Below are 23,260 nucleotides of genomic sequence, written 5' to 3'. Positions count from 1 at the left end.
CATAGACAGTGCCATCAGGCATTTTAAAGGGAGTTTGTATGGTAAGCGCGCTATATACCGTATTAGGTGCGTTGTTGTTGATGAAGTTCTCTTTTGATGTTGTCCGACTAAGGATGCTGTATCGCGTTGCCTACGGTGACGGCGGTTTTAGCGAACTGCAAAGCGCCATCCGCATTCACGGTAATGCGGTGGAATATATTCCTATCGCTGTCGCGCTGCTGCTGTTCATGGAAATGAACGGCGCCGAAACATGGATGGTGCATATCTGCGGGATTATTTTAATCGCTGGTCGGCTGATGCATTATTACGGTTTCCACCACCGTCTGTTTCGCTGGCGGCGTTCCGGGATGAGTGCGACCTGGTGCGCCTTGTTGCTGATGGTGCTGGCGAATCTTTGGTATATGCCCTGGGAGTTGGTTTTCTCCTTGCATTAGCGCACAATACGCCACTTTATTTTTCCCGGATTTTTACGTTATGTCTCACCGCGACACGCTTTTTTCTGCGCCTATCGCCAGTCTGGGCGACTGGACCTTTGATGAACGGGTAGCTGAAGTCTTCCCGGATATGATCCAGCGCTCTGTTCCCGGCTACTCCAATATCATCTCCATGATTGGCATGCTGGCCGAACGCTTCGTACAACCCAATACGCAGGTCTACGATTTAGGCTGTTCACTGGGCGCTGCGACGCTCTCGGTGCGTCGTAATATTCATCATGCCAACTGTAAAATCATCGCCGTCGACAACTCCCCGGCGATGATTGAACGCTGCCGCCGTCATATCGACGCTTACAAAGCCCCGACCCCGGTTGAGATTGTGGAAGGCGATATTCGCGACATCAGCATCGAGAACGCCTCAATGGTGGTGCTGAATTTTACCCTGCAATTCCTTGAGCCGCTTGAACGCCAGGCCTTGCTGGATAAGATTTATCAGGGTCTGAATCCGGGCGGCGCGCTGGTGCTGTCGGAAAAGTTCAGCTTTGAAGACACAACGGTTGGCGAATTGCTGTTCAATATGCACCATGACTTTAAACGCGCCAACGGCTACAGCGAACTGGAGATCAGCCAGAAGCGCAGTATGCTGGAAAACGTCATGCTGACCGACTCGGTTGAAACCCACAAAGCGCGTCTGCATCAGGCCGGTTTCGAGCATAGCGAACTGTGGTTCCAGTGCTTCAACTTTGGTTCGCTGGTGGCGCTGAAGTCCGGGGTGCCCGCATGATCGAGTTCGGTAACTTTTATCAGCTGATTGCCAAAAGCCCGCTTTCTCACTGGCTGGAAACCCTGCCTGCGCAAATCGCGACCTGGCAGCGCGATCAGCATGGTCTGTTTAAGCAGTGGTCGAACGCGGTGGAGTTCCTGCCGGAATTAACGCCGTACCGTCTGGATTTATTGCACAGCGTCACTGCCGAAAGCGAAACGCCGTTGAGCGAAGGCCAGCTTAAGCGTATCGACACCCTGCTGCGAAACCTGATGCCGTGGCGTAAAGGCCCGTTCTCTCTGTATGGCATCAATATTGATACCGAATGGCGCTCCGACTGGAAATGGGATCGCGTTTTGCCGCACCTGTCCGATCTGACCGGCCGCACCATTCTGGATGTCGGTTGCGGCAGCGGATATCACATGTGGCGCATGATTGGCGCGGGCGCGCATCTTGCCGTGGGAATCGACCCGACGCAGTTGTTCCTGTGTCAGTTTGAAGCGGTACGAAAATTGTTGGGCAACGACCAACGCGCGCATCTGTTGCCGCTGGGCATCGAGCAGCTTCCGGCGCTGAATGCGTTTGATACCGTCTTTTCAATGGGCGTGCTTTACCACCGTCGTTCTCCGCTGGAACATCTCTGGCAACTGAAAGATCAACTGGTGAAAGACGGCGAACTGGTGCTGGAAACCCTGGTGGTGGAAGGCGATGAAAACACCGTGCTGGTACCAGGCGACCGCTATGCGCAGATGCGCAACGTCTACTTTATCCCTTCCGCGCTGGCGCTGAAAAACTGGCTGGAGAAATGTGGTTTTGTCGATGTGCGGATTGCCGATGTCTGCGTGACCTCCACCGAGGAGCAGCGTCGCACCGGGTGGATGGTCACCGAGTCGCTGGCTGATTTCCTCGATCCGAATGACCACAGTAAAACCGTCGAAGGTTATCCTGCCCCGCTGCGCGCGGTGCTGATTGCGCGCAAACCGTAATTGATTGCCCGGTGGCACTACGCTTACCGGGCCTACAAATCCCGTAGGCCTGATAAGGCACAGCCGCCATCAGGCATAAAAAGCGCAAAAAAAGGCCCCTGTTGAAATGGCAGGGGCCTGGTACGAGCAAGCATCATATTGGGCGACATGATGCAACGGTAAAAATCAATTGGCCTGATGGCGCACAATGACTCCTTTCATTTCAGCAACCGCCGCCCCGTCTACCGCATAGCGCGAATACTCGTCCGCTTGTGCGTCAGTTGACATGGACAATCCATGATTGCGATAACGCATTGGTGAGGCTTGCCACGCTCCTGCGGAGCTGTGCACTTCCTGCACCCCGGCATCAAGGAAACGTTGCAGATTCTCTGAACGAACCCCTGCTCCGGCCATAATGATTGGAGCATCGCCCTGCGCAATAAGTTCCATAATTATTGGCAAACCGTGCACCGCATCTGATTTTTGCCCTGAAGTGAGCACTCTGGCGACACCCAAATCCGCGAGATTCTTCAGTGCATTGAATGGATTAGCGCACATATCAAACGCGCGATGAAAAGTGACGGCCAGCGGCCCGGCGGCGGCCATTATTTTCTCCATTCGCGCGAGATCCACATTGCCATCGACATCCAGCACGCCAGTAACCAGACCGGGAAATCCCAGTTCTCTGACGGTACGCACATCCTCAAGCATTGCGGCAAATTCACCATCGGTATAACAGAAGTCGCCGCCGCGAGGACGAATAATGGGATGCACCGCAATCGCAACATGCTGGCGAACCGTGCGCAGCACGCCCAACGACGGCGTCAGCCCCCCCTCTTTCGGCGCCGCGCACAATTCAATGCGATCCGCGCCATTTTGCTGCGCGGTGAGCGCACATTCCATGCTGTAACAACAGATCTCCAGTAACGCCATGTTCACTCCTTTTTAGCGTTTTCGCGCGTCACGTCAGTCGGCTGACTGTTCGCTTGCCACAATGGCCTCAATTGACCAGGGATGAAATTTAATGGTCACCTTGCCGTCGGTCACGGCCAGCGTCGGGTTCGGCAGACGCTCGCGCGCCCCTTTCGGCGAACTGGTTTTCACGACAATGCCCGGCTGGCTCAGCCCCTCGTCGGACAACAGCGCCAGCGCCCGCGCGTTCAGGCTCTCCGGCTCGCCAGGGAGGACAATTTCGATATGCTCCCAGCCTTCATGCGGGTAGCGTTTTTCACCCGGCCACGGCAATTCAACAATCGAAAACCGCCAGTGTTCGACGCAAACAGGCTCATGTAATTTGAACAGGCAGATCGGCCTGCCGTTGATGATATTTTCCGACAGCAGCGCGCCACACTGTTCAAATCCGCGACGCCAGCGCTCAGCGGTCGCATTCTGGTGGCAGCGCAAAGAAATGTGATCGGCTTCAAGCGGTGCGAAATCCAGACCGAGGCGAGTGGAAAGTTCTCTGAACGCCAGAGTGAATCGCGGTAAATCTGCGGAAATATCATGCAGTTCGTCAATAGTCTGCCAGTTCGCCATAATCAAAACTCTTATCGGTGTACAAAGTCGCTAATTTACTCTGTTGTGCATCGCCAACCAACCGCTGATTTCTTTGAATATAAAATGAATGCTTATGCATAATTTTATTGCGCATATTTCCAGCGATACGGCGCGCGCGCAATGCTGACGCCAACGGGCATTTGCAGTATACTCCCGCCCTAAATTCTTAAACTGGCGCGGACTCAGTTAATCCGCGTCTTACACGTAAGGTATTCCGGTGAATATTCAGGCTCTTCTCTCAGAAAAAGTTAGTCAGGCCATGATTGTTGCAGGCGCGCCTGCAAATTGCGAACCGCAGGTTCGTCAGTCAGCAAAAGTACAGTTCGGCGACTATCAGGCCAACGGCATGATGGCAGTTGCTAAAAAACTGGGTATGGCGCCGCGACAACTTGCAGAGCAGGTGCTGACTCATCTGGATCTCAACGGCATCGCCAGCAAGGTTGAAATCGCAGGTCCTGGCTTTATCAATATTTTCCTCGACCCGGCATTTCTTGCAGAACATGTTCAACAGGCGCTGGCTTCTGAGCGTCTGGGCGTGGCTAAGCCTGCGAAACAGACCGTGGTTATCGACTACTCCGCGCCTAACGTCGCGAAAGAGATGCATGTCGGCCACCTGCGCTCCACCATCATCGGCGATGCCGCCGTGCGCACGCTGGAGTTCCTCGGCCATCACGTTATCCGCGCTAACCACGTCGGCGACTGGGGAACACAGTTCGGTATGCTTATCGCCTGGCTGGAAAAACAGCAGCAGGAAAACGCAGGTGAAATGGCGCTGGCCGACCTCGAAGGTTTCTACCGTGATGCGAAAAAACATTACGATGAAGACGAAGCGTTCGCCGAGCGCGCGCGTAACTACGTGGTGAAACTACAGGGCGGCGACCCGTACTTCCTCGACATGTGGCGCAAGCTGGTCGACATCACCATGACGCAGAACCAGATCACCTACAATCGCCTGAACGTTACGTTAACCCGTGACGATGTGATGGGTGAAAGCCTGTATAACCCGATGCTGCCTGGCATCGTCGCCGACCTGAAAGCTCAGGGTCTGGCGGTTGAAAGCGAAGGCGCAACCGTTGTTTTCCTTGATGAATATAAAAACAAGGAAGGCGAACCGATGGGCGTGATCATTCAGAAGAAAGATGGCGGCTATCTCTACACCACCACCGACATCGCCTGCGCGAAATACCGCTATGAAACGCTGCATGCGGATCGTGTGCTGTACTACATCGACTCCCGTCAGCATCAGCACCTGATGCAGGCATGGACCATCGTACGCAAAGCCGGTTACGTGCCGGATTCCGTACCGCTGGAACACCATATGTTCGGCATGATGCTCGGTAAAGACGGCAAGCCGTTCAAAACCCGCGCGGGCGGTACGGTGAAGCTGGCCGATCTGCTGGATGAAGCGCTGGAACGCGCACGCCGTCTGGTGGCCGAGAAGAACCCGGATATGCCTGCCGACGAGCTGGAAAAACTGGCCAACGCGGTTGGTATTGGCGCAGTGAAATATGCGGATCTCTCCAAAAACCGCACTACTGACTACATCTTCGACTGGGACAACATGCTGGCGTTCGAAGGCAACACCGCGCCATATATGCAGTATGCCTATACCCGCGTGCTGTCCGTGTTCCGTAAAGCGGAGATTGACGAGAGCGCCCTGTCCAGCGCGCCGGTCGTTATCCGTGAAGATCGCGAAGCCCAGCTGGCTGCGCGCCTGTTGCAGTTCGAAGAAACGCTGACCGTGGTCGCGCGTGAAGGTACGCCGCATGTGATGTGCGCCTACCTGTATGACGTTGCCGGTTTGTTCTCTGGCTTCTACGAGCACTGCCCGATCCTCAGCGCGGAAAACGAAGAGGTTCGTAACAGCCGTCTGAAACTGGCGCAACTGACCGCGAAAACGCTGAAACTGGGTCTGGATACGCTGGGTATTGAGACCGTAGAACGGATGTAATCACATCGGGTGATGTGAAAACCCGCGCTATGTCGCGGGTTTTTTATTTTCCCGAATGACCGCCCTCGTAGGCCTGATAAGCGAAGCGCCATCAGGCGGTAAGGCGCACCTTGCCGGATGGCGGCGTAAACGCCTTATCCAGCCTACGAGAAACGGCTACGTTAACTGTAATTTGTAACGACTCACAAGGAATGACACATTTCCGTAGAGAGATGGAACATCTTTTGTCTGTCATGCCGGTGACGCCTCCGTATTATTAGGCGGCGAATTTATCGGGTGTGGACAATGACGTTTAAAGATTTTGCTGCGGAAGAAAAACTCTTTCTGAGACGAGTGATAGTGGCCTTTGGCCTGGTGGTTGTCTGCTTTGGCGTCCTGATTGTCAATCTCTACGATTTACAAATCCGTCAGCATCAGTATTACACGACCCGTTCAAACGAAAATGACATCAAAATGCTGCCCGTCGCCCCGACGCGCGGCATCATCTACGATCGCAACGGTATTCCGCTGGTGCGTAATATCACCTGGTATGATATTTCCGTCACCCCATACAAAATTGCCGACATGGACGCGCTGTTACGTCAGCTTACCCCTCTCGTGGATCTCACGCCTGATGATATTGCGGCCTTTCACCATGCGTTGAAATCAGGCAGCCGCTATCGCCCGGTGGTATTGAAAAACGCGCTGTCGGACGTCGAAATTGCCCGCTTTTCCGTTAACCAGTTCCATTTCAACGGCGTGACGATCAACAGTTATGAAGACCGTCAGTACCCCTACGGCGCGGAGCTGGCGCATGTGCTCGGTTACGTGTCGAAGATTAACGACAGCGACCTGAAAGCGCTGGATGAAAAAGGTCTGGCTGAAAACTATGCCGCCGATCACAACATCGGTAAGCAGGGCATTGAACGCTATTACGAAAATGATCTGCACGGCAAAACGGGCTACCGGGAGGTCGAAGTGGATAACCACGGACGCATCGTGCGCCTGTTAAAAAATGTCCCGCCCGTTGCCGGTAAAGACATCCACCTGACGCTGGATTTACATCTACAGGAATATATAGAAAGCCTGCTTGCCGGTCAGCGCGCGGCAGTGCTGGTCGAAGATCCCCACGACGGTTCAGTGCTGGCGATGGTCTCCACGCCCAGCTATGATCCAAACCCGTTTGTGAAGGGCATCAGCCATCAGGATTACAGCAGGTTACTGCATGATAAAGATCTGCCGTTGATTAACCGCGTCACCCAAGGGCTGTACCCGCCCGCCTCCACGGTGAAACCTTATATCGCGATGTCTGCGCTGTTAAACGGCGTTATCACGCCGCAAACCACCTTCTTCGGCGCGCCGACCTGGACGCTCCCCGGCACGCAACGCCATTACCGCGACTGGAAAAAAACCGGCCACGGTATGCTGGATGTCACCAAAGCGATTGAAGAATCCGCCGACACCTTTTTCTATCAGGTCGCCTGGATGATGGGGATCGATCGCATTAACACCATGCTCGGTCAATTTGGTTACGGTAAGCCCACCGGTATCGATCTGGATGAAGAATATAACGGCCTGCTGCCCAGCCGCGAGTGGAAAGAGAGAGTACATAAAAAAGCCTGGTATCAGGGGGATACGATTTCAGTCGGTATCGGCCAGGGGTACTGGATTGCCACGCCGATCCAGATGGTGAAAGCGATGGTAGCGCTGATCAACAACGGGAAAGTGATCGCCCCTCACCTGCTTCAGAGCGAAGTGTCCGGCAAGACCGTCATGCCCTGGCAGGAGCCTCAGACGGAAACGCAGATTGCCGATGCCGCCTCGCCTTATTGGGGGCTGGTGCGACAGGCGATGTTTGGTATGGCGAATGCGCCGAACGGCACCGGTTATAAATTCTTCCACACCGCACCCTACGGTATTGCAGCCAAAAGCGGCACTTCGCAAGTGTTCAGTCTGAAAGAAAACCAGACCTATAATGCGAAAATGATCCCCATCCGTCTGCGCGACCATGTGTTTTACACCGCTTTCGCGCCGTATAAAAACCCGAAAGTCGCGGTGGCGTTGATTCTGGAAAACGGCGGCAGCGACGGCGTGACCGCCGCGCCGGTGATGCGGCAAATCATGGATCACCTTTTTGCGCCGCAATAACAGCACATGCCGGATGGCGGCGTAAACGCCTTATCCGGCCTACGGTGAATATCCCGACCAACATGCCGGATGGCGGCGTAACGCCTTATCCGGCCTACGGTGGATATACCGGCCAACATGCCGGATGGCGGCGTAAACGCCTTATCCGGCCTACAAACTGCGTCGAACCGTAGGCCCGATAAGCGCAGCGCCATCGGGCGTCCCCCTCAAAAATACTTACGCAAATACTCCGTCAGACACAGTATCGCCATCGCCTGCCCGTACGGCATCGATATCAGCGGAATGTCGCGATAGAAATCCAGATCGTGCCCCATTCCCGTGCCAAAGGACGTTTGCAGCAACTCGCCTTCCGGCGAAATGTGTTTCACGATACCGCGAATCGCGCTTTCAGCCGTCTGCGCATATTCCGCCCCAACATAGCGTTTACGCACCGCTTTCAGAATGCCGTAGGCGAACCCCGCCGTTGCCGAGGCCTCCAGATAGGAATCAGGATCGTCCAGCAGGGTATGCCATAGCCCACTCTCATCCTGACAATTTGCCAGCGCGGCGATCTGCGCGTTCAGAACCTGAATCAGATAGCGGCGAACCGCGTTCTTCTCCGGTAAATCGACCAGTTCCAGGAAATCTGGAATCACGATGGTAAGCCAACTGTTACCCCGCGCCCAGCGAGCCCTGGCAAAGTTATGATGTCCATCATAGCTCCAGCCGTGGAACCACAGACCGGTCTCTTTATCCATCAGATTCTGTACGTGCAGCAGGAACTGATAAATCGCCTCTTCCACATACTCCGGGCGGTTGAACAGTTTGCCAATCTTCGCCAGCGGCATCACCGTCATCATCAGCGTGTCATCCCACATCTGCTGATGGTTTTCTTCCGCCAGCGTCATGTGCTGCATACCACCATGATCGGTGCGCGGCATCTCATTCATCGCCCACTCCGCCCAGGACTCAAGCCAGGGCAGATACGCCGGATTACGCGTCTCTTCATAGCGATACGCCAGCGTCAAAAACGGCGCCATCGTGTTAACGTTTTTGGTGGTCGCGCCTTCGGCGAAACGCTCGGCAAACCAGTTATCGATAATGTCGCGCATTTTCTCATCACCGGTCTGTTGATAATACTGATGCATACCGTACAGACCGACGCCATGCGTCCACTCCCATCCTGCCCAGCCTTTGGTATCAATCACCCGGCCATCGTCCAGGCGCAGCAGAAATTGCCCGCTCTCATCCCTGATATTGACCAGATTGTTCGTCACCGTCTGAATCAAGGCTTGCAGCGCTTCCCGGGAGATAAATCGCTCCGGCTGACGTAATAATGGGCTGTGTTTGACGGGCCAAACTTTCATATCCTTAACCTCTGTTCAATGTCGAATTCAGCGCAGCGCCCTGTTGAAGCGAAGGCGCCGCAGGTTTATTACGGTTCAGATAACCAATATTGTTGTTACCCCACAGTGATTCATACGGCATACCGGAGAGCATCTCGACGGTCGCACGCGCCTGCGGCGTGATGGCTTCCGGCATCACGCGGCCCGACTCACGCATTTTGGCGGTCTCTTCACGCAGGGTGCCGTGCGTTTGCAAATTCAGTTTGAAACGCAAAGAAACCAGGAAACCAAAGGCCAGCACGGACAGCGTACCGCAGCTCAGAATCAGCAGAATGGTATGACTGACCGCTTCAGGCTGTATGCTCTGCCCTGAGACAAAACCAGACATCTGCATCACTATCCCGACCAGCATGACGGCCCCGGCCTGAGAGGCTTTACGGGTCAGCGTCATGATGCCCGCGAAGATCCCTTCCCGCCGTTGACCGGTAATCACCTCATCAACATCGGCAATATAGGTGTAGGTATTCCACGGCACATAGTTGATCCCGCCGCGACCAAGCCCCGCCAGCGCTGAGATCAGCAGCAGCAGCGAATAAACATCGCTTAAGCCCGCATAATAAAGAACGGCATAAGAGAGAGAACTCAGACCAAAGAGCACCACGACCATCCGGTATGACGGCGCAGGCCCGAAGCGAATGCACAGCGGGATCATGGCAATCACCGCAATGAACTGGAAGATAGCCATCGTACCGAGCAGATTCGACGCCAGTGAGGCTTCCTGCATCAGGACAAAAACAACATACCAGGTAAAGACGGCGTTAAAGACGTCCTGTGCGATATATCCCCCAAGATACATCCCCAGATGCTGGCGGAAAATCTTGATGCGCAGCGTCGAGCTCAGCTCAACAAACAAACGGCTCATACTCTGGCTGAACGTCAGGCTTTTCTTCTCTTCCTCCGCGCGCAGCGCCGCCTCCGTCCACTCTTCGCGCGGGCGCTCCCAGGTAAAGAACCACACAAAAGTCAGCATCAGCGCGCACAGCACCGAGAACACCAGGCTGGCATAGAAAAAAGAAACGGGGTTGTCTTTACCAAAGGCAGTCAGCAGGATACCCGGCAGGAACGAGGCCAGAATCGCGGACATCTGCGCCATTGAGATACGCGCCCCGGAGAACCGGGTCTTCTGTTTGAAGTCATCGGTCATTTCCGGCACCAGCGTCTCGTAAGGGACAAGAATCATGGTGTAGACAATGTCGAACAGCAGATAAGTCAGCAGGTAGTACCAGAATCCCATATCGCCAACCCACATGAGCGAGTAGCTAAAGACGCATGGAATACCAAGCAGAATAAAGAACTTACGACGGCCAAAGCGTCTGCCGAACCAGGTCGAACCGAAGTTATCGGTCAGAAAGCCCATCAGCGGGCTGACGACCGCATCCAGAACCCTCGCGGCAGCGAAAATGAATGTCGCCTCAATCGGCGTAAGGCCACAGAAGGTCGTGTAGAAATAGAGTAACCATGCGGCGGTTAATGCAGTGGTTCCTGCGCCCAGAAAATCGCCCGAACCATAGGCTAAATAATTCGCCAATCCAATTTTACGTGTTTTCATGCCGTTAACCCTGCAAATTGTTGGGAGACCCCCGGCATATTGGCTTCGCCAAAGGGAGTTTTTACACGGCCACAGTAAAAGCTAACAGGAAGTGAAACCTTTTCATTTTTGCCACACCATCAGACGAGATGGCAAAAATACAAAGAGTCTGGCAACGCGCGTCACCGATTTATAAAACAGCGTTTCTATTGAATCAAAAGATGGGGTCAAAATTGTGAGGCAGCCAGCACGTTGTCTGCTGGCTGCTGTTGGAGCGGGGAGTTAACGATAGTTCACAATCACCTGATTACGCTGCACTTTTAATGCGGGAATCAGTCGCCCGCCGCCCGGCACCTCCCACACGAAGCGCAACGGTTCAGCGGCAGGCACATTCGCGAACCCGTGGGTGGTTCCGCTCTGTCCGTCCAGCTCCACGCAACGGGACTGTGAACACAAACGCACCCGAAGCCCCGCCGGCGTCGGGCCATTCAGTTCATAGCGCCAGGCGACCAGCGTCATTAAACCGGACACCGGCTGGCCTGACGACAATGGAGCAGACGACGCCGACACCCCACGATGGTTCAGGGTAATGCCGATACTGCTGGCCTGCCATGCCCCTTCTCCGGCGGCCTGTACCGCCAGCGGAAATAACAATAAACCGAGTAACTTACGCATTATTTCCCTCCAATTGTCGCCGTCATACGGATGTTGCGATTATCAGAAAGCTCCATGTTCGACAACACCACCAGCTGCGGCAAACTCCGGCGTAAAAAGCGCGACAGCAGCGGGCGTAGCGCGTGGTTCACCAGCAGAACCGGCGGCGCGCCCAGCATTTCCTGACGGGACAGCGCCTCCTGAGTTTGCGCCAGCAAGCGATCGGCCAGCCCCGGTTCAAGGCCGCCACCGCCCTGTAACGCCTGCAACAGCAGGCGCTCCAGCGGAGTATCCAGCCCAATCACCTGCACTTCGTCATTGCCCGGGAACCACTGCTGCGTAATCGCCCTGCCCAGCGCCACACGCACCACGGCGGTTAATTCATGCGGATCGCTTTGCAACGGCGCATGTTCCGCCAGCGTTTCCAGAATCGTGCGCATATCACGGATCGGCACTTTTTCATCCAGCAGGTTCTGCAACACTTTATGCAGGGTCGTGAGCGTTACAACGCCAGGCACCAAATCTTCCGTCAGCTTTGGCATCTCTTGTGATACGCGATCCAGCAGTTGCTGCGCTTCCTGGCGACCAAACAACTCTGCGGCAAACTGACCAATCAAGTGGTTAAGATGCGTCGCCACGACGGTGCTGGCTTCCACCACGGTGAAGCCCTGAATCTGCGCCTGCTCTTTCAGCGCGCTTTCGATCCAGATGGCGTCCAGGCCAAAAGCGGGATCGACAGTCTGTTCGCCCGGCAGCGTTCCCGCCGCCGTGCCAGGGTTAATCGCCAGCCAGCGCCCCGGATAGGCGTCGCCGCTGCCAATTTCTACCCCTTTCATCAGAATGCGATAGCGCGCTGGCTGTAAGTCCATATTGTCGCGAATGTGTACCACCGGCGGCAGGAAGCCCATATCCTGGGCAAACTTTTTACGAATACTGCGGATTCGCCCGAGCAGTTCGCCGTCCTGCTGGAAATCCACCATCGGGATCAGGCGGTAGCCCACCTCCATGCCCAGCGAATCTTCAAGCTGTACATCGTTCCAGGTGGCTTCAACCACCGAATTATTTTCCGGCATCTTGACGGCCTGCGGCTCTGCCGGTGGTTTTTGTTCACGCCCGCGCAGCCACCAGGCAAGGCCCAATAGCGCCGCCGTAAACATCAGGAACACCAGGTTTGGCATCCCCGGTACCAGGCCAAGCAGGCCGAGAACCGATGCGCTGAGCAGCATCACGCTCGGGTTGCTGAACAGTTGCCCCACCATCTGTTCGCCCACATCCTGGTCGGTGCTCACGCGGGTGACGATAACGCCCGCCGCCGTAGAGATCACCAGCGCCGGAATTTGCGCCACCAGGCCGTCGCCGATCGTCAACAGGGTGTAACTTTCCGCCGCGTGCCCCATGTCCATCCCGTGTTGCAGAACCCCCACCAGCAGGCCGCCCACGATGTTAATGACCATGATTAAGATACCGGCGATGGCATCCCCGCGCACAAACTTACTCGCACCGTCCATTGACCCGTAGAAATCCGCTTCCTGCGTCACTTCAGCACGACGTTTTTTCGCTTCATCTTCGCCAATCAGACCAGCGTTCAGGTCGGCGTCGATCGCCATCTGCTTACCGGGCATCCCGTCCAGCACGAAACGCGCGCCCACTTCCGCGATACGCCCGGCGCCCTTGGTGATAACCATAAAGTTGATGATGACGAGAATGACGAACACCACGATACCGATCGCAAAGTTGCCACCGACCAGGAAGTGACCAAACGCCTCGACCACTTTCCCCGCCGCCGCTGCGCCGGTATGCCCATCCATCAGGATGATACGGGTTGACGCCACGTTCAGCGCCAGGCGCAACAGCGTGGTGAAAAGCAATATTGTCGGGAATGCGGCAAATTCCAGCGTGCGCTGGGTGAACATCGCCACCAACAGCACCATGATCGACAGCGCGATATTAAAGGTGAACAGCAGGTCGAGGATGAAGGCGGGCAGCGGCAGCACCATCATCGACAAAATCAGCAGGATGAGGATCGGCCCGGCAAGAATTTGCCATTGCGTGGATTTCAGGTTGCTGGGCAGGCGCAGCATCGCGACCAGATTAGCCATCAGTATTCTTCTCGTTCATAAAATCCAGTGCTTCAGGCACAGGAAGATTTTCAGGTTGTGGAGGACGTTGTCCACCGGCAAGACGCCAGCGTTTGAGCTGCCATACCCATGCCAGCACTTCTGCCACTGCGGCATAGAGCTGGCCGGGGATTTGCTGACCAATTTCAGCATGCCGATACAAGGCGCGCGCCAGCGGGGGCGCTTCTAAGGTCGGCACCCGATGTTCCGCGCCGATTTCGCGAATGCGCAGCGCCACCAGTCCCGCGCCTTTGGCGACCACTTTTGGCGCACTCATTTTGTTTTCGTCGTACTGCAACGCAACCGAGTAATGCGTCGGGTTAGTCACGATGACATCCGCTTTAGGCACATCTTCCATCATGCGCCGCTGCGCAGCCGCACGCTGCATCTGGCGAATTTTCCCTTTGATGTGCGGATCGCCTTCACTCTCTTTAAATTCATCGCGAATATCTTTACGCGACATCCGCAGTTTCTTCAGGTGGCTGAAGATCTGGAAGACGACGTCAAACGCCACCATCGGAATCACGCCCAGCACAACCAGAAGCGCGCACAGCCCGACTAAATCAAGCGCGTTGCCCATCGCCGTAACCGGAGATTCCGCCATCAGGCGCATCATCTCCGGCCAGTGATGCCAGAGATAAAATCCCGCCACGCTTCCCACCAGCGTCGATTTCAGGATTGCTTTCAGCAGTTCCGCGCCGGTCTGGGCGGAGAACATGCGTTTAATCCCCGATAGCGGATTCAGTTTTGAAAATTTGGGTTGCAGTGATTTACCGCTGAAAATCAGGCCGCCGAGCATGACTGGCGAGATCAGCGCGACCAGCACAACGCCGGTGATGAGCGGCAGCAACGCAATCATCGCCTCTTTAATCAGCAAAATAATCTGCCCGAGGATCAAATTGGGGTCGTTCACCATGCTGTGATCGAAACGCAGCCCAGCCGACAACATCCCCGCCAGGCGACGCGCCAGCGACTCACCGCCGATCCAGATAATGCAAACGCCCACCAGCAAAATCAGCAGTGAGGTCAACTCCTTCGATCGGGGGACTTGCCCTTCCTCCCGCGCTTTTTCAAGTCGGTGGGGTGTGGGGGCTTCTGTTTTGTCGTCGTCGCTCTCTTCTGCCACTGCATACGCCTGCTGCCATTACGTTGCATCGATCATGCCAGAACACGCCGCAGTCAATAGGCGGAATAGCCCCCATAACGCCCTCTTTTTGTCTTGTTTGTCAGCAAGCGGATTTTCTCTGCCGGTCAGGCGTCTTATTTTCGGAATAAGGGAAGTGGGTTCACATTTCATTGACATAAAATACAATGAACATTTATATAAACCTGTATTACGGAGGTTAATTTCGCCTTCTGACATCAAGATTAAAAAGCCTTTAAAATATATTACCTGGTTTTCATTTCTTCAATTTATCTTTTCACCAGAGAAAAAATACTTTATTACAATATTTATGCACAGAAAGCAGGCGACACTGACGGTATAATAGCCCTCATTGATTCACAGAATATATTTTAAATTCACACATATAGATATAATTTAATATTGACCCCGTTTTCTATTTGCAATAAATTCATCCCATCTGAAACTGAAAAATTTCATATCATGGATATCACCGTTAAGGAACTACAGCTATGAACGCAAGAGGACATATTATATCAGGCGCACTGCTGGCACTGGCGTCAACGGGAACCTTCGCCGCCGAACTGAATGCCGGTACGATTCACTTCACAGGACAAATTATTGAACCCAGTTGTGAGATTCAGGGCGATGATGGAACGAACAGCACCGTGCCATTAGGTACTTACCCCACCTCGCTTTTTTCCACTCCAGGAACTGAATCAACGCTTGCCCCCTTTTCCATTGTATTAGTGGATTGCCCACTTAAAAGCGATGGTCTGCCCGCCGTTCAGTTAACGTTTAACGGGACAACCGCCCTGACAGGTTCTTCGACATTACTGGATGTCAGTAAAATCACTACCGCCGGAGATACAGCGGCAACAGGGGTCGGTATTGCCGTTAGCCCGGAAAATAAAGACACGCAACTCATTACAATGGATGGAGGAGAAGGACAGGTGTTTATCGAATTACCCACTCTGACGGGCGACTCTGTTCAGGCGAATTTCAATGCCCGTTATAAATCATTCGCGCAAACCGTCACTGCGGGCCCGGCCGATGCGGACATGACCGTAAATATACTTTATCGTTAATAACCTGACTTTACTCATTGATAAAATCCATAGCATCTTCTGGCATTAACAGATTTATTTCAGGAAGGCGAATCTGATAATAGTCCGAAAATGGACCCGGACTATTATCTCCCCCGCTTTTATATGTCCACTTAATATAAGTTAAGGTTATGCGTACTGTATCTCAGGTTTTATTATGCCTCCCTGTAATATTAACATCATTTAGCCATGCCGCTGGAATTCAGGTTGGCCGCACGCGCATTATTTATGACGCAGGGAAAAAAGAGGTCGCCCTTCCGCTGGTCAATAAAGAGAAGGAACTGCCGTGGCTGATCCAGTCATGGTCCGATACCGGCGACGGTAAAACGCGTGGGCCTTTTATTGTCACGCCGCCACTGTTCCGTCTTGACCCGCAGAAAGAACAAAGCCTGCGTATTGCCTGGAATGGAACCGCGCTTCCCACAGACCGGGAATCCCTGTTCTACATGAATGTGCGCACAATTCCCGGTACGGCCAAAGAAGACGATGATAAAAACGTGTTGCGTCTGATTTACAAAACGCGTCTGAAATTGTTCTGGCGTCCGAAGGGCTTGCAAGGTACGCCCACCGAGACCTGCAAGAACCTGCATTTTGTTCGTCGCGGCGAAATGTTAACGGTGGTCAATGAAGGCGCGTTTCACAGCATCTTTGACAGTCTGCTGCTCGGCAACACCAGACTTGAGAAAGCCGATATGGTCACTCCCAGGTCCAGCGTGCAAATCCCGGTGCCGAAAAGCGCCTCGGGAAACACCGTTAGCTGGCGTTGCATTACGGATTACGGCAACGCCTCCGACAAATATACCGTCACTCCGGCTCAGGATTAAACCACCTTATGGCTTTTGGCCCACCTCTTTTACGTCAGCGACTCCCCCCGCTGGTACGTTGCCTTGGCGGTATGTTGCTGGTCTCTTCCTGTGTCGCGAACGCGCGCGAGTATCGCTTTTCGCCTTCTGCGCTGGAGGGGAATATGCTGACGCAGCAGGATATCGATCTTTCCTTATTTTCTAAATCCAGTGCGCAATTGCCCGGCGTCTACGCTTCCCGGGTCATGATTAACGATGTGCGCCTGGATGATGCGGATATCACCTACCTCGGCACGCCTGGCGGCGAACTGACGCCGCAGCTCACGCCGGATATGCTAAGAAAATGGGGCGTGGCGGTCGATAAATATCCTGAATTAGCCGCACTCAATGCGGCGAAGCCACTGCCTGAACCGTTGAGCGCGTATATCCCACAGGCGCTGGCAACGCTTGATTTCTCCGTTATGACGCTGCGCCTTAGCATCCCGCAGGCCGCCATTGCCGGCACGGGTAAAGGCTATATTGATCCGTCACGCTGGGATGACGGCGTCCCCGTCGCCTTTGTCGACTACGCCTTTTCCGGTTCACAAAACCAGGACGACACGCAAAACAACACCACTAACCAGTACCTGAATATGCGCAGCGGCACCAATATTGGCGGCTGGCGGCTGCGCAATTACGCCACCTGGAGCGACACTGACGGCAGCCATCACTGGGAAACCATCAACACCTATTTGCAGCACGATATTGACGCCCTGAAAGCGCAGTTTACCGGGGGAGAAAGCAACACCCGGGGCGACGTTTTTGACAGTCTGCAATACCGTGGCGTCAATATCGCCTCTGATGAAGAGATGCTGCCTTACAGCCAGCGCGGTTACGCGCCGGTGATTCGCGGCATCGCCAGCTCCAACGCCGAAGTGTCGGTACGTCAGAACGGTTATCTCATCTATCAGCAAAACGTCGCGCCGGGCGCATTTGAAATTAACGACCTTTATTCCACGACCAACAGCGGCGATCTGGAAGTCACGGTAAAAGAGGCCGATGGCACAGAGCGCCACTTTACCCAGCCTTATTCCAGCGTCGCCGTGATGCAGCGTCCTGGGCATATGAAATATGAAGTTACCGCAGGTCGCTATCGCGCAGACAGCGGGAGCGAACAAAATGAACCGGACTTCGTGCAGGGTAGCCTCATTTATGGCCTGAACAATAGCGTCACGCTGTTCGGCGGCGTGACCGCCGCGCAGGATTATCAGGCGATGAACAGCGGAGCTGGCCTCTCCCTTGGCATCGTCGGGTCGCTTTCCGCCGATGTGACGCTGGCGAAAACCCAGCTTGATGATGACACTCAGCACACCGGCCAGTCTTATCGCCTGCTCTACTCCGGGAAAATTGACACCACGGAGACAAACTTTACGCTGGCCAGCTACCGCTACTCTACCCGTGGTTATTACAGTTTCGCCGACGCGAATCAAAAGTACGACGATCATGAAGATGATCTGCTGTTTCGCTTTAACAAACGCAACCGGATTCAGGCCAGCATAAGCCAGAACGTGTCCGGCGCCAGCCTTTACCTGAACGGTTATCAGCAGGATTACTGGGGCACCGCCTACAAAGAGCGCAGTATTTCGGCGGGCCTGAATACCACGATTAAAAATATCAGCATCCGCCTTGCTTATACCTACAGCAAAAGCAACGGCGAAGAGAGCGACCAGATGATCGCCTTCGGCTTCAGCGTACCGTTAAGTCAGTGGCTACCGGGGGCCTGGAGCAGCTACAACATCAGCAATAACAAGCATGGCTACACCCAGCAAAATATCGGGTTAAACGGTACGCTGCTGGACGATGAACGCCTGAATTACGCCTTCCAGCAGAGCCATTCCAACCATGACGGCGCAGACACCAGCAGCGTATACGGTAGCTATCGCTCACAATATGCCAACCTCAATGCGGGTTACTACACCTCCTCTGACGATACGCAGCGCTTGAGTTACGGCGTCAGCGGTGCGATTGTCGCCCATCCACACGGTGTCACGCTGGCTCAGCCTTTAGGCAGTCAGTTTGCTATCGTCAACGCCAACGGCGCATCGGGCGTACGCTTCCAAAACCAGCGCGGCATTCAGACTGACTGGCAGGGCAACGCCATCATCCCGTCATTAAGCCCCTATCAGGAAAACCGGATTCGCGTCGACACCAGCAGCCTGCCGGAGGACGTTGATACCAGTGAAACCGCCGTGACGGTGATTCCTTCGCGCAATGCCGCCGTTTCCGCCGCTTTTGATGCGCATGTCGGTTATCGCACGCTCATAAAATTAACCCGCCCGAATGGCATGACGGTGCCTTTTGGCGCGATGGCGACGGTCGACGCCCTCGCCATCAGCGGCATCGTGGATGATACGGGCACGCTCTACCTGGCCGGGGTCGCCGACGACGTTCAGTTAAGCGTCAAATGGGGAAATTCACAGGATCAACAATGCACAGCCCACATCACGCTGAATAGCGAACACCACGCGGTCAGCCCGACCGGCATCCATTACCTCAGCGCGACTTGTCAGCAGGAACCGCAAAATGTTAAGTAAAATGGGAAAATACGCACGTCTTTCATTGTCCGCAGCAGGTCTTTGCCTGATGGCGTCCGCAACAGCCCAGGCCGCGACCATTCTGCGTGACTGCTTTACCGCGCCACAGTATTACAGCGTCACGTTCAGCAACGAAATCAACGCAAACGACAACACGGCCAACAATATTGTTAAATTTGATGAGCATATTGTCGGGAACGGCGTTGAAATGGAGGCAAACTGCACATGCCCTGGCAATGTGTTTGAATCAACGGCAATAATGGAATTGACGCTGGCCGGAAGCCCGCTTAATGCCGGTATCGCCGGGTACGGTTATCTGACTGAAAACATAGATATTGATGTTGCAGGTTATAGCGATGCCGTTAATTCTCTGGACGGTACCGGCCTGATTCAGATCAGCATTAACCAGTATCCGACGCCGGTGTCGTCGATGGGGAAAGTGATCGAGTCAATGAAACCCACCGAAGGTTCCGCCAGCGTCTGTAGCGACAGCACCCATCCTGGCACGCCCGCCCCCGCGAAGCGAACGTTCAGATGGAATGTTATCGCCGCCACGTTTTATATCAAAAAGCCCATTCTCGGTATCGAAGTCATTCCCCCAACGATACTCGTGCAAAACTACGCCTGTCTCTATTTTGACTCAGGAAGCTGCGACGCTGGCAGCGCACAGCACGTATCAAATATCTGGCTGAGTGGCTCACTCTCTGCCCCGCTGAGCTGTACGATTAATGCCGGAAGCACCATTGAGGTTGATCTGGGGAAAATTGTGAGTAAACAGTTTGTCACCAGGGGTCAGCCTCCTGAAGGCTACGCCCTGAAAAACGTTGATATCTCTTACCACTGCGACGGCAACGCCGTAGGAAATACCGACAGAATCAAGCTAACGCTCAGCGCCGACCAGGGGGTTGTAGACAGCAGCGATCCCCTGATAGCCAAAATGCTCGGCAGAGACGACCTGGGAGTGAGAATTTTTAGTGAGGACAACCAAAATGTTGCGCTGGACGGCACCTTTGAATTTCCGGTGACGATGGATGAGCAAGGTAACGGCGCGGTACGCATCAAAGCCGCACCAGTGAGCACGACCAGCGCAACGCCAGCACCCGGCGAATTTGAGGGCAATGTGACGGTAAAAATGGATCTGCGCTAAACGTTCCTCAGGTTGTCGGCACAACCTGAGGATACCTTACCGCATCAGAACCCGAGGCTATCCAGCAGGTCATCCACCTGATCCTGGCTGGCGACAACGCCGGCTTTGGTGGTGTCGACCTGTGGGCCATTGAGCAGGCTTTCATTCTCGCGTTTCGGACGTGAATTTTGCTCAGGGATGTTTTCCAGCAATACCATCAGCAGCTGGCGCTCAATCTCCTGGATCACATCCATCATGCGCTTGATAACCTGACCGGTGAGATCCTGGAAATCCTGCGCCATCATGATGTCCAGCAGTTGCGCATTGGTGAAGCTGGTATGCCCCGGCACATCACCGAGGAATTTACGCGTATCCGTAACCAGTTCGCGGGCGTCGGCGAGTTCAATCGGGTTTTCGAACCACTCATCCCAGCGTTTGGTCAGAGCTTTGGCGCCCTTCTCCATTTCATCCTGGTGTGGCTGAGAGGCTTCAACGCTGTTCAGCGCACGTTCCGCCGCCTGCGCCGTCATCTGTACAACATAGTCCAGACGATCGCGCGCGTCAGGAATCGCTTCCGCCGCTTCTGCTATCGCCTGATCCAGCCCCAGTTCACGCAGGCTGTCACGCAGCATTCGGGTCAGACTGCCGATGCGCGCAATGATGTCCCCTGCTGAATGCTCATCAACAGGTTTAATTTGTGGTTGCATCATACTCAGACCCTCACATGCCCAGTTTCTCAAAGATTTTGTTGAGTTTCTCTTCCAGCGTCGCCGCAGTGAACGGTTTCACCACATAGCCGCTGGCACCCGCCTGCGCAGCCGCGATAATGTTCTCTTTCTTCGCTTCTGCGGTCACCATCAGCACCGGCAATGACGCCATTGCGCCATCAGCGCGAATCGTTTTCAGCAGTTCCAGACCGTCCATGTTGGGCATGTTCCAGTCAGAAATTACGAAGTCAAAGCCGCTTGCCTGCAATTTGTTCAGTGCGTCAACGCCATCTTCGGCCTCTTCGACGTTATTGAAACCCAGCTCTTTTAGCAGGTTGCGCACGATGCGACGCATGGTGGAAAAGTCATCCACAACCAGAAATCTGAGCTCTTTGTCCGCCATAAAAAAATACTCCTCGTTAAATACGTATTGCCTGTCCGGCACTGATTTTCGCCAGCATCTGCTGGCTTACCTGGCTAAGATCGACCACTTCGCTCACGCCACCCATATTGATGGCCTCGCGCGGCATGCCGAACACCACACAACTTGCTTCATTTTGCGCGATAGTCCAGGCGCCAGCCTGGTGCATCGCTAACATTCCGGCCGCGCCATCGTTGCCCATGCCGGTAAGGATGACCCCTACCGCATTGCGCCCCGCATGTTTTGCGACCGAATGAAACAGCACATCCACTGACGGGCGATGGCGGTTAACCGGCGGCCCGTCATGAATTTTGATTTGATAGTTCGCCCCGCTGCGCGTCAGCTCCATATGCTTGTCGCCGGGGGCGATGTAGGCATGGCCTGGCAGCACGCGTTCGCCGTCTTCCGCCTCTTTCACGCTAATCTGGCAGAGCTTATTTAACCGCTCGGCAAACGAACGGGTAAAACCGGGCGGCATATGCTGGGTGATGATCACCGCCGGACTGGAAAGCGGCAGCGGTTGCAGCACATGACGTATGGCCTCGGTTCCCCCCGTCGAGGCGCCAATCGCGATCAGTTTTTCAGAACTGAGCAGCGGCCCCGCTTTTAGCGTCACAGGCGCAGCCATCGGCTTATGCGCCGCCAGGCGAGCGCGTGACGCGGTGCGGACTTTCTCTGCGATCATCTCGCTGTACGCCAGCATCCCTTCGCGAATGCCCAACTGAGGCTTGGTGACAAAATCAATCGCCCCCAGTTCCAGCGCGCGCAGCGTCACCTCTGAACCTTTCCCGGTCAGAGAGGAGACCATAACCACCGGCATCGGACGCAGTCGCATCAGTTTCTCAAGAAAATCGAGACCGTCCATGCGCGGCATTTCCACATCCAGCGTCAGCACATCGGGGTTATATTTTTTGATTAAATCCCTGGCAACCAGCGGATCGGGCGCCGTCGCCACCATTTCCATATCGCTATGGCTGTTAATAATTTCGGTCATGATTTGGCGCATCAGCGCTGAATCGTCAACCGACAACACCCTGATTTTACTCATGCTTTGTCCTTACTTAGCGCATACACCGTCTGTCCGCGCAGGCTAAAGTCGCGCACGAGGTTGCTAAAGTTTTCTGAGTGACCCGCAAACAGCAGTCCGTCAGGCTTAAGGAGTGGAACAAAACGACGCAGAATGTCCTGCTGCGTTGTTTTATCAAAATAGATCATGACGTTACGGCAAAATATCGCGTCGAATGGCCCGGGAACGTTGTACTGTTTATCCAGCAGGTTGAGGGTGGAAAACTCAACGTAATTAGCCAGTTCCTGTCGCACGCGCACCAGCCCTTCATGCGGGCCTGTACCGCGCATGAAATAACGCTGCAACTGTTGTGGCGACAGCGTTTTCAACTCGTCCTGACGGTAAATCCCGCTTCTCGCCTTTTCCAGCACTTCGGTGTCGATATCGCTGGCGAAAACTTTCCAGCGCCCCGGCGCCATCCCTAAGGCATCCGCCAGCGTAATGGCGATGCTGTAGGGTTCCTCTCCGGTAGAGGCCGCCGCGCTCCACACACGGTATTCCCCGTTGCGGCGACGCGCGTGATCCGCCAGTACCGGGAAGTGATGCGCTTCACGGAAGAAGGCCGTCAGGTTAGTGGTCAATGAGTTAATAAAAGCCTGCCACTCAGCGCTGTTCTGGTTGGCTTCCAGCATGCTGAGATAACGGCCGAAATCATCCAGCCCCAGCGTTCTCAGGCGACGGACCAGGCGGTTGTAAACCATATCCCGCTTGTGGTCCGCCAGCACGATTCCCGCGCGCTGGTAGATTAATTGACATATCCGACGAAAATGCGCGTCAGACAGCGCGAGGCGCTGTGTCATCTGTAACAATAATGACGTTTGCCCGGTGGGCAGCGATGATGTCATAGCGCCTTC

Annotated in this window: 20 protein-coding genes; 9 read left to right on the top strand and 11 right to left on the bottom strand. The window is 54.6% G+C overall.

Annotated elements, in window-relative coordinates:
• Positions 1 to 38 precede the first annotated feature (38 nt).
• Genes OGX93_RS01405 through cmoB form a run of 3 tightly spaced genes read left to right on the top strand, consistent with a single transcriptional unit; the run spans position 39 to position 2,183 of the window.
• A complete protein-coding gene (locus OGX93_RS01405; RefSeq protein ID WP_012131989.1) occupies positions 39 to 434 on the top strand; it encodes an MAPEG family protein in 396 nt (131 codons plus the stop codon).
• Between the two features lie 40 nt (positions 435 to 474).
• Positions 475 to 1,218, top strand: a complete 744-nt coding sequence (gene cmoA / locus OGX93_RS01400; protein ID WP_049010371.1) for a carboxy-S-adenosyl-L-methionine synthase CmoA — start codon at positions 475 to 477, stop codon at positions 1,216 to 1,218.
• On the top strand, positions 1,215 to 2,183 hold the full coding sequence (gene cmoB / locus OGX93_RS01395) for a tRNA 5-methoxyuridine(34)/uridine 5-oxyacetic acid(34) synthase CmoB (RefSeq protein ID WP_049010369.1): 969 nt from the start codon (positions 1,215 to 1,217) through the stop codon (positions 2,181 to 2,183). Before cmoA ends, cmoB begins: the two co-directional genes overlap by 4 nt.
• A 165-nt stretch (positions 2,184 to 2,348) precedes the next feature.
• Here cmoB and cutC read toward each other — a convergent pair whose 3' ends face one another.
• Both cutC and OGX93_RS01385 read right to left on the bottom strand, forming a co-directional pair.
• Positions 2,349 to 3,095: a copper homeostasis protein CutC gene (gene cutC / locus OGX93_RS01390; protein WP_012131985.1), complete on the bottom strand. Its 747-nt coding sequence runs from the start codon at positions 3,093 to 3,095 to the stop codon at positions 2,349 to 2,351.
• Between the two features lie 33 nt (positions 3,096 to 3,128).
• Complete coding sequence (locus OGX93_RS01385; RefSeq protein ID WP_071258724.1) at positions 3,129 to 3,698, bottom strand: VOC family protein; 570 nt, start codon at positions 3,696 to 3,698, stop codon at positions 3,129 to 3,131.
• A 238-nt stretch (positions 3,699 to 3,936) separates the two neighbouring features.
• On the opposite strand from OGX93_RS01385, the gene argS reads away from it, so the two are divergent.
• Entirely contained in the window at positions 3,937 to 5,670 is a 1,734-nt protein-coding gene (gene argS, locus OGX93_RS01380) for an arginine--tRNA ligase (RefSeq protein ID WP_047463162.1), read from the top strand.
• Positions 5,671 to 5,955: 285 nt separating this feature from the next.
• Entirely contained in the window at positions 5,956 to 7,797 is a 1,842-nt protein-coding gene (gene mrdA2, locus OGX93_RS01375; protein WP_286449260.1) for a peptidoglycan DD-transpeptidase MrdA2, read from the top strand.
• Positions 7,798 to 8,003: 206 nt separating this feature from the next.
• On the opposite strand, the gene bglB is transcribed toward mrdA2, so the two are convergent.
• The 5 genes from bglB to flhB form a co-directional block, all read right to left on the bottom strand.
• Positions 8,004 to 9,143, bottom strand: coding sequence for a beta-galactosidase BglB (bglB, locus tag OGX93_RS01370; protein WP_286487712.1), 1,140 nt, complete (start codon positions 9,141 to 9,143; stop codon positions 8,004 to 8,006).
• Positions 9,144 to 9,147: 4 nt separating this feature from the next.
• Positions 9,148 to 10,731: an MFS transporter gene (locus tag OGX93_RS01365; protein WP_012131978.1), complete on the bottom strand. Its 1,584-nt coding sequence runs from the start codon at positions 10,729 to 10,731 to the stop codon at positions 9,148 to 9,150.
• Positions 10,732 to 10,992: 261 nt separating this feature from the next.
• Entirely contained in the window at positions 10,993 to 11,385 is a 393-nt protein-coding gene (gene flhE, locus OGX93_RS01360; RefSeq protein WP_104868534.1) for a flagellar protein FlhE, read from the bottom strand.
• Positions 11,385 to 13,463, bottom strand: coding sequence for a flagellar biosynthesis protein FlhA (gene flhA / locus OGX93_RS01355; RefSeq protein WP_071258732.1), 2,079 nt, complete (start codon positions 13,461 to 13,463; stop codon positions 11,385 to 11,387). Before flhA ends, flhE begins: the two co-directional genes overlap by 1 nt.
• On the bottom strand, positions 13,456 to 14,607 hold the full coding sequence (gene flhB / locus OGX93_RS01350; protein WP_012131975.1) for a flagellar biosynthesis protein FlhB: 1,152 nt from the start codon (positions 14,605 to 14,607) through the stop codon (positions 13,456 to 13,458). Before flhB ends, flhA begins: the two co-directional genes overlap by 8 nt.
• A 509-nt stretch (positions 14,608 to 15,116) precedes the next feature.
• Between flhB and OGX93_RS01345 the strand changes: the two genes are divergently transcribed.
• From OGX93_RS01345 to OGX93_RS01330, 4 genes are all read left to right on the top strand, one after another.
• Positions 15,117 to 15,692 carry a fimbrial protein gene (locus tag OGX93_RS01345; RefSeq protein ID WP_012131973.1) on the top strand — a complete coding sequence of 192 codons (576 nt, stop codon included), beginning with the start codon at positions 15,117 to 15,119 and terminating at the stop codon, positions 15,690 to 15,692.
• 149 nt (positions 15,693 to 15,841) lie between these two features.
• Complete coding sequence (locus OGX93_RS01340) at positions 15,842 to 16,534, top strand: fimbrial biogenesis chaperone (RefSeq protein WP_286449261.1); 693 nt, start codon at positions 15,842 to 15,844, stop codon at positions 16,532 to 16,534.
• An 8-nt stretch (positions 16,535 to 16,542) separates the two neighbouring features.
• Positions 16,543 to 19,086, top strand: coding sequence for a fimbria/pilus outer membrane usher protein (locus OGX93_RS01335; protein WP_286449262.1), 2,544 nt, complete (start codon positions 16,543 to 16,545; stop codon positions 19,084 to 19,086).
• Positions 19,076 to 20,233 (top strand): fimbrial protein, encoded by a 1,158-nt coding sequence (locus tag OGX93_RS01330; RefSeq protein ID WP_219993372.1) that lies wholly within the window; start codon positions 19,076 to 19,078, stop codon positions 20,231 to 20,233. Before OGX93_RS01335 ends, OGX93_RS01330 begins: the two co-directional genes overlap by 11 nt.
• Positions 20,234 to 20,277: 44 nt before the next feature.
• Here OGX93_RS01330 and cheZ read toward each other — a convergent pair whose 3' ends face one another.
• From cheZ to cheR, 4 genes are read right to left on the bottom strand one after another with little or no spacing between them, the layout of a single operon-like run.
• Positions 20,278 to 20,922: a protein phosphatase CheZ gene (cheZ, locus tag OGX93_RS01325; RefSeq protein ID WP_012131968.1), complete on the bottom strand. Its 645-nt coding sequence runs from the start codon at positions 20,920 to 20,922 to the stop codon at positions 20,278 to 20,280.
• 10 nt (positions 20,923 to 20,932) lie between these two features.
• On the bottom strand, positions 20,933 to 21,322 hold the full coding sequence (cheY, locus tag OGX93_RS01320) for a chemotaxis response regulator CheY (RefSeq protein WP_012131967.1): 390 nt from the start codon (positions 21,320 to 21,322) through the stop codon (positions 20,933 to 20,935).
• A 16-nt stretch (positions 21,323 to 21,338) separates the two neighbouring features.
• Positions 21,339 to 22,388, bottom strand: coding sequence for a protein-glutamate methylesterase/protein glutamine deamidase (gene cheB, locus OGX93_RS01315; protein WP_012131966.1), 1,050 nt, complete (start codon positions 22,386 to 22,388; stop codon positions 21,339 to 21,341).
• Positions 22,385 to 23,251, bottom strand: a complete 867-nt coding sequence (gene cheR / locus OGX93_RS01310; protein ID WP_047463139.1) for a protein-glutamate O-methyltransferase CheR — start codon at positions 23,249 to 23,251, stop codon at positions 22,385 to 22,387. The genes cheB and cheR overlap by 4 nt, the downstream gene beginning before the upstream one ends.
• Between the last annotated feature and the right edge of the window lie 9 nt (positions 23,252 to 23,260).

Origin of the sequence: Citrobacter sp. CK195 (assembly GCF_030333365.1) — a bacterium.
Classification (GTDB): domain Bacteria; phylum Pseudomonadota; class Gammaproteobacteria; order Enterobacterales; family Enterobacteriaceae; genus Citrobacter_B; species Citrobacter_B koseri.
Note: the sequence above shows the minus strand (reverse complement) of the source record. Positions and strands in the feature narration are given on the sequence as shown.

Coding starts and splice junctions, on each gene's coding strand:
- OGX93_RS01405 (WP_012131989.1), top strand. CDS start 39: ATGGTAAGCGCGCTATATACCGTATTAGGTGCGTTGTTGTTGATGAAG.
- cmoA (WP_049010371.1), top strand. CDS start 475: ATGTCTCACCGCGACACGCTTTTTTCTGCGCCTATCGCCAGTCTGGGC.
- cmoB (WP_049010369.1), top strand. CDS start 1,215: ATGATCGAGTTCGGTAACTTTTATCAGCTGATTGCCAAAAGCCCGCTT.
- cutC (WP_012131985.1), bottom strand. CDS start 3,095: ATGGCGTTACTGGAGATCTGTTGTTACAGCATGGAATGTGCGCTCACC.
- OGX93_RS01385 (WP_071258724.1), bottom strand. CDS start 3,698: ATGGCGAACTGGCAGACTATTGACGAACTGCATGATATTTCCGCAGAT.
- mrdA2 (WP_286449260.1), top strand. CDS start 5,956: ATGACGTTTAAAGATTTTGCTGCGGAAGAAAAACTCTTTCTGAGACGA.
- bglB (WP_286487712.1), bottom strand. CDS start 9,143: ATGAAAGTTTGGCCCGTCAAACACAGCCCATTATTACGTCAGCCGGAG.
- OGX93_RS01365 (WP_012131978.1), bottom strand. CDS start 10,731: ATGAAAACACGTAAAATTGGATTGGCGAATTATTTAGCCTATGGTTCG.
- flhE (WP_104868534.1), bottom strand. CDS start 11,385: ATGCGTAAGTTACTCGGTTTATTGTTATTTCCGCTGGCGGTACAGGCC.
- flhA (WP_071258732.1), bottom strand. CDS start 13,463: ATGGCTAATCTGGTCGCGATGCTGCGCCTGCCCAGCAACCTGAAATCC.
- OGX93_RS01345 (WP_012131973.1), top strand. CDS start 15,117: ATGAACGCAAGAGGACATATTATATCAGGCGCACTGCTGGCACTGGCG.
- OGX93_RS01340 (WP_286449261.1), top strand. CDS start 15,842: ATGCGTACTGTATCTCAGGTTTTATTATGCCTCCCTGTAATATTAACA.
- OGX93_RS01335 (WP_286449262.1), top strand. CDS start 16,543: ATGGCTTTTGGCCCACCTCTTTTACGTCAGCGACTCCCCCCGCTGGTA.
- OGX93_RS01330 (WP_219993372.1), top strand. CDS start 19,076: ATGTTAAGTAAAATGGGAAAATACGCACGTCTTTCATTGTCCGCAGCA.
- cheZ (WP_012131968.1), bottom strand. CDS start 20,922: ATGATGCAACCACAAATTAAACCTGTTGATGAGCATTCAGCAGGGGAC.
- cheY (WP_012131967.1), bottom strand. CDS start 21,322: ATGGCGGACAAAGAGCTCAGATTTCTGGTTGTGGATGACTTTTCCACC.
- cheB (WP_012131966.1), bottom strand. CDS start 22,388: ATGAGTAAAATCAGGGTGTTGTCGGTTGACGATTCAGCGCTGATGCGC.
- cheR (WP_047463139.1), bottom strand. CDS start 23,251: ATGACATCATCGCTGCCCACCGGGCAAACGTCATTATTGTTACAGATG.